Annotated in this window: 8 protein-coding genes; 6 read left to right on the forward strand and 2 right to left on the reverse strand. The window is 46.6% G+C overall.

What is annotated here, in order from left to right; all coding sequences use genetic code 11:
• Nucleotides 1-164: 164 nt before the first annotated feature.
• The 6 genes from H4O21_RS18120 (at nucleotide 165) to H4O21_RS18145 (ending at nucleotide 12,275) form a co-directional block, all read left to right on the forward strand.
• Nucleotides 165-908, forward strand: a complete 744-nt coding sequence (locus H4O21_RS18120) for a TetR/AcrR family transcriptional regulator (protein WP_182810298.1) — start codon at nucleotides 165-167, stop codon at nucleotides 906-908.
• Nucleotides 901-2,244: an efflux RND transporter periplasmic adaptor subunit gene (locus H4O21_RS18125; protein WP_182810299.1), complete on the forward strand. Its 1,344-nt coding sequence runs from the start codon at nucleotides 901-903 to the stop codon at nucleotides 2,242-2,244. The genes H4O21_RS18120 and H4O21_RS18125 overlap by 8 nt, the downstream gene beginning before the upstream one ends.
• On the forward strand, nucleotides 2,241-5,354 hold the full coding sequence (locus H4O21_RS18130; protein WP_182810300.1) for an efflux RND transporter permease subunit: 3,114 nt from the start codon (nucleotides 2,241-2,243) through the stop codon (nucleotides 5,352-5,354). The genes H4O21_RS18125 and H4O21_RS18130 overlap by 4 nt, the downstream gene beginning before the upstream one ends.
• A 222-nt stretch (nucleotides 5,355-5,576) precedes the next feature.
• A complete protein-coding gene (locus H4O21_RS18135; RefSeq protein ID WP_182810301.1) occupies nucleotides 5,577-6,374 on the forward strand; it encodes an ABC transporter substrate-binding protein in 798 nt (265 codons plus the stop codon).
• A 179-nt stretch (nucleotides 6,375-6,553) separates the two neighbouring features.
• Nucleotides 6,554-9,769, forward strand: a complete 3,216-nt coding sequence (locus tag H4O21_RS18140; RefSeq protein WP_182810302.1) for a mechanosensitive ion channel domain-containing protein — start codon at nucleotides 6,554-6,556, stop codon at nucleotides 9,767-9,769.
• Nucleotides 9,770-10,232: 463 nt separating this feature from the next.
• Nucleotides 10,233-12,275 carry a methyl-accepting chemotaxis protein gene (locus H4O21_RS18145; protein WP_182810303.1) on the forward strand — a complete coding sequence of 681 codons (2,043 nt, stop codon included), beginning with the start codon at nucleotides 10,233-10,235 and terminating at the stop codon, nucleotides 12,273-12,275.
• 127 nt (nucleotides 12,276-12,402) lie between these two features.
• Here the strand turns inward: H4O21_RS18145 and H4O21_RS18150 are convergent, their stop codons facing one another.
• On the reverse strand, nucleotides 12,403-12,783 hold the full coding sequence (locus H4O21_RS18150) for a YacL family protein (protein WP_182810304.1): 381 nt from the start codon (nucleotides 12,781-12,783) through the stop codon (nucleotides 12,403-12,405).
• A gap of 221 nt (nucleotides 12,784-13,004) precedes the next feature.
• Complete coding sequence (locus H4O21_RS18155; RefSeq protein WP_182810305.1) at nucleotides 13,005-14,417, reverse strand: aldehyde dehydrogenase family protein; 1,413 nt, start codon at nucleotides 14,415-14,417, stop codon at nucleotides 13,005-13,007.
• Between the last annotated feature and the right edge of the window lie 18 nt (nucleotides 14,418-14,435).

The raw sequence follows: 14,435 nt of genomic DNA on the forward strand, positions 1-14,435 counted from the left end.
ACTTTACTTGTGGTGAGTTTAAGAAAAGATCATAAGCTTGAGAGGCGTCAAGCTTATGCTTCCACTATCGAGAACTTCGCACTGTCCAGTTATAAGCTCTGGCTAAAATTTCCTCAGATGGGGAAATTCTCTGCACTGTACAGAATATTGTTTCAGGATTTGTCATGAGCACATCAGTAAAAAAAGACATTGCGTCAAATAATTTCGTTCAGTCGAATCTGAGCACAACCAGAACCAAAGTAACACAATCTGATAATCGGCAAGTGATTATTGATACTGCTCGTGAGCTATTTGCCTGTCATGGTTACCAGAACGTATCGATTAGAGGAATTGCCCGGTCTGCATCCGTAGATCCCGGATTAATTCGCTATTATTTTGGTTGCAAAGAGCAGCTATTTATCGCGGTGTTAAATGAAACTCTGCGTCCTGTAAGGGAAAAAATTCTGTACCTTAAGGATTCGACAGATCTGACAACACCTGAAAGATTTTTACGGACTCACTACCAGCTGATGGCTCGCTATCCTAACTGGCCCAGGCTTATGTACAGTCTGAGCAATATGCCGGACGATCAAATCACCCCGGATTTGCAGGCCTTTTTTGATGATCTTTTTCGCCCACAAGAGTTGTTATTTTTTGAAATGATGAAAAAACAGGGCCTGCTGCGGGATGATGTCAATACCGACTGCGCCCGCCTGAGCTTTTTCAGCCTGATGATTTTCCCATTTATTGCGCCACTGCGTTTAAAACAAAAGCTGAATATTCAGCTGACCCCTGAGTTTCTGGATACTCTGGCAGAACAAAACGGTCAATTACTGCGTTTTGGTTTGATGGATATATCATCCGCTACTGCTTCTGCCAATGACACACCAGCTACGGCATCCGCTCATAAGGTCCACCAGAATGATTAAATCAAAATCCTTACTCTTTTTTGTCGGCGTAGCATTGGGCGTTGTGGCGCTGGCTATTGCCGTTTCTTCCCGTGAAACACCTGAACTCAGACAGAAGGCAGATCGTTCTGTTCTGGTAGAAACACAGCCCTTAACCCGACAATCCGTCGCTCCCGAAGTCACGGCTTACGGTCGGGTTATGCCGAAACATGACTGGCGGGCCGTAGCAGAAGTAAAAGGTCGGGTGATATATCGTAATCCAGAACTGGAAAATGGCCGTTTTCTGACAGCGGGCACATTGCTGATAGAGATTGATCCGACAGAGTATCGGTTACAGGAAGCCCAGGCCCAGGCAAGCCTGAATGCGACTCAGGTAAAACTGGCGCGCATGAACCAGGAAGAACAGAATCTGAACACCAGTCTGAAATTGGAACAGCAAAAAATGCTGTTAACGAAGCAGGAACTGAAGAGAATGCGGGATCTGCACCGTAAAAAACTGATCTCAGATTCCGATCTGGAACAGCAGGAGCAGAATTATTTTAATCAACTGAAACGTGTTCAGGATATTGAAAACTCTTTAAAGCTGCTACCGGATGATCGTCGGGTCACTCAGGCACAGTTAAAAGTTGATCAGTTACAGCTGGAAGATACCCGTCGTAATCTGGCTAAAACCCGAATCATTCTACCATTTGATGGCCGTATTTCTGCCATTAGTATTGAACAGGATCAGGTCGTTGCACTGAATGAAACCATGATAGAAGCATATAAGCTCGGGCAGGTTGAGATCAGGGCAGAGCTGGCGATTGAAAACATGCGCAGCCTGATAATGGCTTCAGGCTTTACCGGTACTCAAGGCCAGCTCCCAGCGATTGACCGCTTACCACTCACCGCAGAAGTACACTTTTCTTCTGCCGATAAACGCTTTAGCTGGCCAGCTCGTGTGACTCGTATTGCCGATACAATTGCGCCAGATACCGCAACAATTGGTCTGTATCTGGAGGTGAACCAGGACTATCGTCAACTGAACCTGCCAGAACAACCGCCTCTGACCAAAGGCCTGTTTGTCTCTGCTGTTATTCAGGGGCCTGAGCAGTCCCATTATCTGGTTCCGGAGAAAGCTATGCATGGCAAAACTCTGTATCTGATGACGGCGGATCAAACACTAACTATTCTCCCTGTTCGGATTTTGTTCAGAAACAGTCAGGGTGTTGCTATTCGGGCATCAATACCTGATGGCAGCAGTTTGATCGTCAATGATCTGATTCCAGCCATTGAGGGCATGAAACTACGTCCTGTAAACAGAACCATTTCTGATGCCAGCGAGCAGAAAAGCAAGGCACAGGAGTCAGAACAATGATCGCTTATTTTGCTCGCCATCCCACCGTTGCAAACCTGCTGATGATGGCCTTGCTGTTGTTGGGTATTACCAGCATCGGGTCTATTAAGCGCGAAACCTTTCCCGAGTTCCAGCTGCCTGTTATCACTGCCTCTGTTGTCTGGCCCGGAGCATCGCCGGAAGACGTTGAGCAAAGCCTGTGTCAACGTATGGAAGATGCAGTAGATGGGCTGAGTAATATTGAAGAAGTGCGCTGTGAAGCCAGAGAAAGCCTGGCCACGCTGACCATGGAGCTGACCAGTGATGCAAGCATAGAACGCATGCTGCTGGACACTCAGACTAAAATTAATGCCATTCAGGATTTTCCGGATCAGACAGAAGCCCCTGTTGTTCAGGAACAGAACTGGGCAGATCCAGTTGTCGATATTGCTATTACCGCAGATACAGACCTTACACACCTGAAAGCCTATGCCGAGCAGCTAAAGCAGCGACTTAAAACCGAGGCAGGCATCAAGCTGGTCACTATTCAGGGCTTTTCGGATCATCAGATTCGCATTGAGCTGAACCCGGATGATGTCAGACGCTTCGGACTGACCATTGCCGATGTGGCCGATAAAATCGCCCGTCAGAATGTGCAAATGCCAGCAGGTACTCTGGAGCTGAAAGATAAGAATCTTCTGGTTCGCTTTGATGAACAGAAAATGACAGCCGATCAACTGGCGGAACTGATTGTCAGTGCCAGTGAAAGTGGCGGCGTAATACGTCTGAAAGACATTGCAACCATTACAGACCGCTTTGAAAACGATGAAGATATTATTCTGTTTAATGGCTATCCGGCAGCGGTTCTGAAAATTCAGAAAAACAAAGCAGATGATATCCTCAGAATCAGAGAGCAGATTGAACACTTTGTCAGTCAGGCGCAGTTAACCGCACCGGATGGAGTCACTCTGACTCTGACCAATGATATGTCCTCACTGGTGGATGACCGCCTGGGAATGATGCTAAAAAATGGCTGGCAGGGCATTATTCTGGTATTTCTCAGCATGTGGCTGTTCTTTTCTCTGCGTTATTCATTCTGGGTTTCTGCCGGGTTGCCCGTGGCCTTTATGGGCGGTCTGTTCCTGATGAGCCTGATGGGTTTATCTATCAATATGATGAGTCTGGTCGCTCTGCTGATGGCTATCGGTATTATGATGGACGATGCTATTGTGATTGCTGAATCCATAGCAGCATTCCGGGATCGGGGGCATGATGTGGATGAGGCCGTTGTGCTGGGTGTCAAAAAGGTACTGCCAGGTGTCATTTCATCCTTTCTGACAACCGTCAGCATCTTTGGCGCTTTGCTCTGGCTGGACGGCCAGATGGGTGCCGTACTGGCTGTCGTACCTATGGTGCTGATTCTGGTACTGACGGTCAGCCTGCTGGAAGCATTTCTGATTCTGCCCAATCATCTGCACCACTCATTAAGTGCCCATGCCGATGAAAAACCGGACAGTGGCCTGAAGCAGGCCTTTCTGAAACACTTTGATCATTTCCGCACCCAACATCTGGTACGTATCGTTTCTGCACTGGTGCAATGGCGTTACGCCACTCTGGGAGGAACCATCGGCCTGTTACTGATAGCTATATCAATGCTGGCTGGTGGAACATTAAAGTTTGCCCCCTTCCCGGAACTGGACGGTGATATTGCAGAGGCACGCATTATCCTTCCACCTGGCACGCCACTGTCGGAAACACGGGCTCTGGTGAATCACATTACACAACAGGCAGAACAGGTTGCCCGTCGGTTTTCCCGTGATTATCAGGAACCGGATGCGTTACTGCAGTCGGTCACAACCCTGTTTAACACCAATACAGATGCCGGAGAAAAAGGTACTCATCTGGCAACCGTGCGGCTGGATCTGTTATCCGCTGAGATACGCCGTACCTCAATCAATGACTTTATCCAGCAATGGCGTCAGGCGGTGGGCGAGCAGGCACATCCATTATCTATGGTATTTACTCAGCCTTCACTGGGGCCCGCCGGACGGGATATTGAAATAAGATTGCAGCATCAGGACTTACAACTGATGAAAGCTGCGTCTGTTGAGGTTCAGAGCTACCTGGCCGGGTTTAGTGGCACAGAAGGCCTGCTGGATGATATGCGCCCGGGTAAACAGGAGGTCCTGATCCGTCCGTCCGCTGGAGCAGAGAGCTATGGCGTTGATGGCCTGATGATCGCCAGTCAGCTCAGAGGGGCGTTTCTGGGACAGACTGCCGATGAAATTCAGGTGGGCCCTGAGAATATTGAAATAGAAGTGCGCTTGAATAAGGCCTCCGCCGGGGATCTGAATGCACTGATGAACTTCCCGATTATCCGTCCCGATGGGGCTCAGATTCCATTATCAGCCATTGCTCATGTCGATTATCAGCGCTCCTTTGTTCGTATCGAACGTATTGATGGCGTGCGCAGCCTTACCATTATGGGAAATGTTGATAACAACAAAGCCAATAGTACAGAGATTCTGAATGCCTTTACTCAGCATATGAAGCCTGAGCTGGAACGCCGGTATCCTGGCCTGAAAGTCAGTCTGCAAGGTTCTGCTGAAGAAACCAGTAAAACCGGGCAGTCCTTTGCAAAAGGCTTTATCGTCGGTTTGTTTGGCTTATTTGCGATTCTCAGCTTCCAGTTCAGAAGTTATCTGGAGCCTTTTGTCGTGATGCTTGCCATTCCTATGGCGTTAATCGGTGTGATCTTTGGCCATCTGCTACTGGGCTACAATCTGTCAATGCCTTCCATGATGGGATTTATCTCTCTGGCCGGTATTGTCGTTAACGACTCAATTCTGCTGGTGCAGTATATCCGCTTTCATGTGGATCAGGGAGACAACGTACATCAGGCCGTCGTTAGCGCGAGTAAAGAGCGTTTCCGTGCAGTCTTTCTGACTTCCATCACAACGGCCGCCGGATTGTTACCTCTTCTGCTGGAAACCAGCCTGCAGGCTCAGGTGGTTCAGCCTCTGGTGGTCTCCATTGTTTTTGGTCTGATGACCTCAACGCTTCTGGTACTCCTGGTGATTCCCTGTGCTTATGCTGTGCTGGCCGACTTTAATCTGGTGCACCCGCATAAACCTATGACTCAGATAAAATAGCGTAAGAAACAGATAGCCTCGCTGTCTTTCATACTGATGGTCTGCCAGGGCAATAGCAGATTATCAGTATAATTCCTGATTTCAGTTGAATAAAAAGCATCATTTTTTGCAATTAGCTGAATACATATCACGTAAATCAAATTAACGCACATATAGAGCCCATTCCATAGCCACACAAGATAAAATAAAATATCTGTATGACATGATTTGGTATCGTTTTGCATGAAAGCTAAACTTCTGCTTCTGATTAGCGCTGTATTTATGCTACAGCATCCGGGCTTTCAGGCTGTCTTTGCTGACGAACAACCTATTCCCGTTACAGTGGGCCTGACTTCCATTCAGCCTCCCTTTGTCATCAATTCAGAAAAACAGCTGGGCCTGGCTTATGCTTTTACCGACTTTCTTAACAGGAAGCAGAAAAAGTTTATTTTCAATCCCCGTATGGTGCCTGTTAAACGCCTCCTTAAAACTGAAAAAGGGCCAGAAATCAATATTATTGCTTTCAATGATGTTGATTGGGGCTGGAAAAAGCGTGGCGGGGAAGGCAGTCTCCCGCTGACTTATGGCAGTGACCTTTTTGTGCGTCATAAACAGCAGAAACCCACTTCTGCTCTACAAGAATCATCCTCCGCAGCAAACACAGTAACTATCGCTGCGGTTAGGGGATTTCATTACGCATTTGCCGGGTTTAAAGCCAGTAATCTGGAGCAGATGGAGAATGTTCGCCTGACAAAAGATGAACTGGCTGTGTTAAGACTGGTTGAACATGGCAGAACAGATACTGGTATTATTAGTCAATCCCTGCTGGACTGGTTATCTAAAACATCCCCCGAGCGATTCCGATTGCTGAATATTAACCCCGAGCCGGATCACACTTATGAGCGACAGCTTATCGTATTGCCATCCTCTCCCGTATCTCTTGATGAGCTGAATGCGTTATTGCTGCAATTACGTGGACCGGAGATGAACCGGATCTTCAGTGAATTCGGTCTAAGGCCGCCACCTCTGCAATACCGATAAAACCAGCCAGCTATTATAAAGGGAGTGGATATACAAAATTTCAGGCAAAGACTACATATCTGATATCAGGAGTTACACGATTGTAACCAGTAGCACATTGCCATATCAGACATATGCTTTAAAATAATTGTTCAAATGTCTGAGACACCACCACTGATATCAGGATTCAGGTTCTTTATATGTGTACCCTTTTCAGAAGTCTGCTTCTTCTGACCTTTCTGCTGTTTTCTTCTTTTTCATCTGCAAGCCCTCAGGAAAATATAGACCTCTATAAACAACGTCTGGAACAACTCGATACTTCCAGTGAAAACCCCGAAGATAAAGGGCAAAAAGAGCTTTATCAGAAAATTATTCAGGCCTGGCAGGATGCAATCCGATTTGAACAGCAAGCATTACAAAGTCGCAACCTGCTTGAACGCTTACCCGCAGAAATAAAGAAACTGCAACGCGGTTTATCAGCGCCAGCGGCCTCCATCAATCTGAAAAAACTAGGCACAGGCAGTCTGTCTGAACTTGAACAAAAACTGACTCTGGAAAAAGCCCGTTTACTGGAGCTTGAACAAAGTGAAAAACAGGCACGGCAACAGGTTAAACAAAGTAACGATAAGCTGATCTCTCTGCGAACTGAGCTGGCTTCTCTGAAACAACAGGAGAGCACAGAGAGCAGCGGAGACAGCGCACTGAATGAGGCGGAATTTGCAGCTCGCACAGCACGTATTCAGGCACTGGAGTTTGAACTGCTAACATTACCGGGTCAGAACGAACTGAATCAAATTAAGATCAAGCTGCTGACCCGCCAACTGGAGCATCAACAACAGCTGACCCAGAGCCTGCAGGATATTTTACAGAATAAACGCCGGTCCGAAGCAGAAAAAACTCTGGAGCAAACCAGCTCTGAATCTGAAAACATCGAAAATCCAGCCGCTATTACCGAACAAATCACTCTGAATCAGAAGCTGAGTCAGAATCTGCAATCCGTAGTATCTCAGGGTGAAGAGGCGCTGGCACAACGCAGATTACTGGAGCGTAAGCTGGATCTGTTTCAACAGAGTTATGCCACATTACAGTTACAGACGGAATTAAGCCGGGAGCCACTGGGCCAGGAGCTGAATCGATTTGTACGTCATCTGGAAGCCGGTATAGATACCCTGTCTACTCAGAAGCAGATCAATAAACTGCGTTTGCTGGCACTGGATATCTCCCGCGCTGAACTCACCATCGACAGCACAGACCTGCAAACAGATGGACGACAGTTTGATGAACAGCAAATTATACGCTTCAACGCATTAAAAGAAGATTATAAAACGATCGCAACCAAAACCCGTGAAGCAATCAGTCAGGCAATTAACGAGCTATCTGAATTGTTATCGGTGAAAGAACAGTTCAGAGAACAGGTCAGCAAAGGCAAAGATCTTATCTCACAACATCTGCTCTGGGTTCCCAGCGTACCCGCTATCTCAGCACAATGGATTGCGGAAGTCACAGAAAGCCTGCCATTGGCTATCGCATCATTAACTCCTGTGGCGGAACGTTCAGATAACCGTCAGGGATATCTTATCTCTTCAGATCACTGGGCTGAACAATTCACTTTCTGGGTATTACTGGTCATTATTTCCATTTTGCTGTTTCCCGGACTCAGAAAAGATGAAGTGCTATGGGCTAATCAGATTGGCAACGTGGTGAACGATCGTTTTTCCCATACATTCCGTATGTTCTGGCTGCCATTGCTGGTCATTCTGCCTGTTCCAGCCGGTATATACCTGTTGCTTAACAGTGCACTGAACGGTGAATTATGGCTGATTAATCTGCCAGAACTGGCTCCTGCGGCAGCGATACTCAGTGCGATTTACCTGGCATTAATTTACTGGCTGAAAGTTCCGGATGGTTTGTTTCATAAACATTTATCTGTGCCTGCTGATTTATGCAGACGCCTGCGCCAGTTTTTACATCCGGTATTCTGGCTCGGTGGCAGCCTGCTACTGCTCATTATCAGCTCGGAACAATCTGACAACCTCATGATGCGCTCAGGTGCAGGCCGGGCAGCACTGATTACAGTAGCAGCGATGATCAGTGGATTTTGTATATCACTCTACCGTTCTTTGCCAGCAGAAAGCACCGCCAGCACACCATTGTGGTTACAACTGCGTCCATGGCTGGCTTTTTACGCCGCAAGCTATCTGTTAATTATTATCGCGGCAATTCTGGGATACACCTTTACCGGACAGGCATTTTTGCTGATGCTGATGATACTGTCCGGTATCAGTATACTGACATTCATCTTTTACCGTTTCGGTAATCGCTGGCTATTAATTGAAGAGCGTCGCCTGGCTTTTGAAAGAGCCAAAGCCAGACGAAGTGAAATACTGGAAGCCAGAGAAAAAAATGAGGAAGTTCCGCCTCTGGATGAAAACTATCTTGATCTGCAGACCATCTCGGATCAGGCACGGGTGCTGTTAAGAGCCACCACCGGAATCATCTTTATTCTGCTGCTATGGGCTTTTCTGAAAAACGCTCTGCCCGCATTTGACGTACTGGATAATATTGTACTCTGGAATAATGATGTAGCGACTTCAGAAGGTATTATTCCGGAAGCTATCACACTGAAAAGCATTCTGATGAGCGTAGTGCTTATTGGATTATGTATTCTGGCGGCCTATAACCTTCCAGGCCTGCTGGAGCTTATGCTATTGCGCCACCTGACTTTATCTCCGGGCACCTCCTACGCGATTACCACCATTACCCGTTATATATTGATTGTGACCAGTATTATTGCAGGTACAGGGCAACTGGGGCTTGACTGGTCAAAGTTACAGTGGCTGGTTGCGGCCCTGGGTGTGGGCCTCGGTTTTGGTTTACAGGAAATTGTCGCCAACTTCGTATCAGGTCTGATTATTCTGTTTGAAAAACCAATCCGTATCGGCGACACCGTCACCATTGGCCAATATTCAGGTACTGTCACCCGCATTCAGATCAGAGCCACAACGATTGCAGACTGGGATAGAAAAGAGATCATTATTCCAAACAAAAATTTTGTCACCGATCAGCTGATCAACTGGTCCCTGACAGACCCGATTACCCGTGTCATTATTTCTGTCGGCATTGCTCATGGTTCAGATACAGAACTGGCTAAAAACCTGCTATTGAATGTGGCAAAAGAAAATCCTAAGGTGCTTGAAGATCCTGAGCCTAATGCCTTCTTTATGAATTTTGGTCCCAGCACGCTGAATCTGGAGTTACGCCTATTTGTCAGCAGCATGGATGATCGGCTTACCGTCACCCATGAGATAAACCAGGCTGTCGAACGGGCATTTAAAGAACACCAGATCAAGATTGCTTATCAACAACTGGATATCAACCTTCACCGACATCCGGTTTTAAAAAACAGCAAGGACTGAAGAACTAAAAGACTGATCTCCGGGAACTCTGGTAAAAGCCATTGTCAAAATGGCTTTTTACCAACCTGGAGATCAGACTGACACCATCAAGTCTGCGGCACCGCCATTCAACGCCTTCTATACTATAAAAAATAGTTGACTCATCATAAATACAAACGAACTTAAACCATACTGAAATTGCAAAAAAGTCACACTATCAAGAATACAAGATTCAACTTTGACCTATTTTGTCTCAAAAAAGTTAAAATCACTCCTTAACTGTTATTATTCCTCCTTATTGGTCATTATTCTCCCAAAAAAAATCCGGCCTTATTTTTGCTATTATTTTACGTATTGTATTCATTTGATTAAGATCAAAACTTCAATAAATACATGCAAATAGACTCGTTTATTCTCTATACGCTTATTCCTATACTCAATAAAGAGTAATTCCTGAATATTAATAACAACGGGTACAGTGCCTATGGTTAACTCATTCCAGAATAAGTCTCTTGCTGCACAGCTAACGATTGTCATCTCTATACTGATGATCCTGGCCAGCACTGCTATGACCCTCTTTCTGACCAGAGAAGCAAAAAACAATCTGGAAACAGAAGCTGAAGCCGGATTAAAACAACAGAGCCAGCTGGTATCTGATCTGCTGGGCTTCTATTACCAGGACAGCTTTAATAATGCCAAAAGATTATCTGATATTTTCTTCAACATGTTTCCTCAGGGAGTCTCACCTTCAAATAAGACTGTATCCGTCGCTAACTATCAAACCAGAGCACTGACTGACGAAAAAGGTATTATTAATGGCGACTTTTCAAAGCCTGACGAATTTACCCGAATGACCGGAGGAACGGCTACTGTCTTTGCCCGTCATGGAGATGACTTTCTTCGTATCAGCACATCGCTGAAAAAAGAAAATGGGGACAGGGCCTTTGGTACCCTACTGGGTACAGGTCACCCCGGTTATAAAAAACTGATCGCTGGTCAAACGTATCATGGCGTCGCTCACCTGTTTGGCCGTGACTATATGACCATCTATCGTCCGGTCCAGAAAGACGGAACGACCATCGCAGTGCTTTATATTGGTTTTGATCTGACTCAGGGACTGACAGAGCTGAAACAGACCCTGGCCAGAATGACAGTAGGTGAAACCGGTTACGCCACTGTACTTGCAGGCAAAGGTCATAAACAGGAAGGCACTGTGTTAATGCATCCGAAAATTGAAGGTGCAAAACTTCAGGATGTCAAAGCAGCTGATGGTACTTTGCCTTTTCGTATTGTGCTGGAGCAAAAAGACGGTTTGATTCACTACAGCTGGCAAGATAAAAATAATGTTGCCAGAGAAAAAATTGCCGCTTTCCATCACGTTGAGGGCTGGAACTGGATTGTCCTGCTGGGCAGCTTCAGTGATGAGTTTGCCGAAACCAGTATTCTGCTCAGAAATATGATGATCATTCTGATGGCTGTCAGCACCCTGATCATTATCGCAGTCTGTGCTGTTATGCTGTATCGTCGTTTGGCACCACTGAATAAAGTGACTCAGGACCTGGTGACAATTGGCCAGGGACAACTCAATATTAACTTACCGCCCGTCGATGTTTCTCGGGATTGCAGTAATGAGATTCTGTTACTTCGCCAGGGCACAATCAGCATGCATCAGGGGCTAACAGATCTGGTCAGCCAGCTGAGTCAGGCATCTTATTCCCTGAAACAAAATGTCAGCCAGGTACAACAAGCCAGCAGTAATACAGAAGAAGCCGTTGACCAGCAATCACTGGAAACCCAGCAGGTTGTCTGTGCTATGGAGGAGATGGCTGCGACAACGGCAGATGTAGCTGATAACGCTCGGGAATCGGCCAATACCACTTTGCAGGGGCAGGATAAAGCAACCAGTGGACAGCAAGCATCTGAAGCTATTCACATGACCATTGATTTTCTGGCAGCAGAGATGCAGAAAGCCTCTGACCTGATTAAAGAAGTGTCTCAGGAAAGTAATAATATCAGTGAATTTATAGTGACCATCAGCGAGGTAGCCGAACAAACCAATCTGCTGGCATTGAATGCTGCAATTGAAGCGGCCAGGGCAGGTGAATCCGGGCGTGGTTTTGCGGTGGTTGCCGATGAAGTACGCACTCTGGCAGGCAGGACTCAGAATGCAACATCAGAGATATCTCAACTGGTTGAACGGTTACAGAACAAAATCACTCAGGCTGTATCAGCCATAGAAACCAGTAACGATGCTTCTCAGGAAAGCCGGGAACGTACGATTCAGGCCAGAGATTCTCTTACTGAAATCAGTGACTACATGGCCCATATTTCAGATATGGGTAACAACATTGCTGCTGCAGCCGAGCAACAGGCAGCGGTTGCTGAGACCGTCACCCAGAGTTTGCATAATATCAAGAGACTATCAGATCACACCCGTATACAAAGTGACACCAGTGTCGCCGCTAGTGAAGACCTGAAACACGTTGCAGATGAAATAGAGCAGAAACTGTCCCGCTTCCGTCTATAGCAACTTCCTGAAACCCGGTTTAAAAACGGAGTGAACGGAGCACTTAACCTCTTATAGGGGATGGTAAATAGCAATCACCGGGATCGCATTTACCATCCCGAAGGCAATAATCTTATGTGCCTTTAGTTTAATGATGCCGAATAAAATCCAGCCACTCTTCCAGTAAATATTGTAAATCGTCTGTGCCACAAATTGACCGGCTCATATCTTCATCTTCAGACAGGTTTTCTTCTGTATATTGCTCCCCCAGCTCCTCAGTCTGAAAATGCAGGCTATTAGCCATAACCTCAGCATCTTCCATTGTCAGATAAAGTGAATACTCTTTTCCGATAATGCTTTTTTCTCTGATAAGCTTGCTTTTCAGATCATGAATAGTGGTCAGAATTTGCTCAACCTGTGCCTGATTATCGGTAATTTCGGTATTAATCCAGTTCGCCAGAGCTTCGTGTCCCATGGATAGCTCAATAGAGTACTGGCCTGTTTTTTCACGGATAAAATCATATTCCATAGGATGATAAACTCAGCAGAATCAGAAAAGGAGGGGGATAGTAAAAGTATTATTATCTTTCGACAAGGGCGCCCGCATTGCAGAGAGATTTAAAAAAGGGCCTGCAAGCGACAGACCCGAAGTTCTTACCATGAAGAACAGAAACTCATAAACAATGAATGGCAGGTTGAGAAGCGGTTCACCTCCTTACAATACAGGTGTTTTCGGACGTTTTAACAGGATTACTTTGCAATATTCAGAGTCTGGGGCTGTGTGTATTCCAGCAACCCGGCCAGACCAAACTCCACACCAAAACCGGACATCTTACAGCCACCGAATGGTGCATGAGGCAGAACTTCTGCGTGATTGTTTACCCAGGCGGTACCACATTCCAGGCGTTGGGCAATCTTACTGGCGGTATTCGGATCGGATGACCATACCGAGCCTCCAAGCCCAACAGGGCAGTTATTAGCTCTTTGAATAGCATCTTCAATATCGCTATAGCGAATGACAGGTAGTACGGGACCGAACTGTTCCTCATCAACCAGACGAGCGCCATCGCTGATATTTGTCACAATAGTTGGCGGATAAAAATAGCCTTTGTCTGAGCATGGCTCACCGCCTGTCAGAATAGTCGCTCCCTGGTTGCGGGCATCATCAACCAGATCGCAAACCAGATTGAACTGGTTCTGATTCTGAATCGGACCAAATGTTGTACTCTCTTCCATGCCGTTGCCCACTACCTGGCTACGTGCTTTTTCAGCCAGAGCTTCACTAAGGGCATCGTAAATGTCATCGTGTACGTAAAGGCGCTTCAGAGCTGCACAGGTTTGCCCCATGTTCAGAAATGCAGTCTGGAAAATCGCTTCTGCAATTTGTTCCGGGTTGGCATCTGGCAGTACGATGGCAGCATCGTTTCCTCCCAGCTCCAGCGTCAGACGCTTCAGATTGCCAGATGCATTCTGCATAATCTTTTGCCCCGTTGGCGTCGAACCGGTAAAGACCACTTTACGGATGTCCGGGTGACCGCTGATCGCCTGACCGATTTCGCCTTCACCGGTAACAACGTTGATTACACCCGCTGGTAGCTCTTCATTCATAAGCTCAACCAGACGCAGTGTATTTAATGGCGTAAACCCAGAAGGTTTGCAAACCACCGTATTACCGGCCCGAAGCGCTGGCATTATGTGCCAGATGGCGATCATCAGTGGCCAGTTCCATGGTGTAATTGAGCCAATAACCCCCAGTGGTTTATGGTGTTGTTCAATCCGCTTTTCTTCGCTGTCTTCGATGGTCTCAACCGGAATATCCAGATCGGCGGTATAACGGGTCCATGCAACAGCACCACCGACTTCAGCCAGAGCCAGAAACATCGGTTTCCCCTGTTCTGTTACGATAATCTCTGCCAGCTCCTGAGCATTAGCCTCAATGCGATCTGCAATACGATGCAGTGATGCTTTACGTACTTCATCCGGGGTGTGCTGCCAGCTTTTAAATGCTTCAGACGCAGCGGCGACAGCCTGATCAACCTGCTCAACAGACGACAAAGGGCACTGGTATATGCTGTCCTCTGTTGCCGGGTTAATAACAGAAAAACTGCCTGCTTGTCCGGCAACTTTTTCGCCGTTGATCATCAGTGAAAATTCAGTGTGCATCTTTCTCTCCGTGGCCCG

The sequence above is a fragment of the Oceanospirillum sediminis genome (assembly GCF_014164585.1).
GTDB classification, from domain to species: Bacteria; Pseudomonadota; Gammaproteobacteria; order Pseudomonadales; family Halomonadaceae; genus Oceanospirillum; species Oceanospirillum sediminis.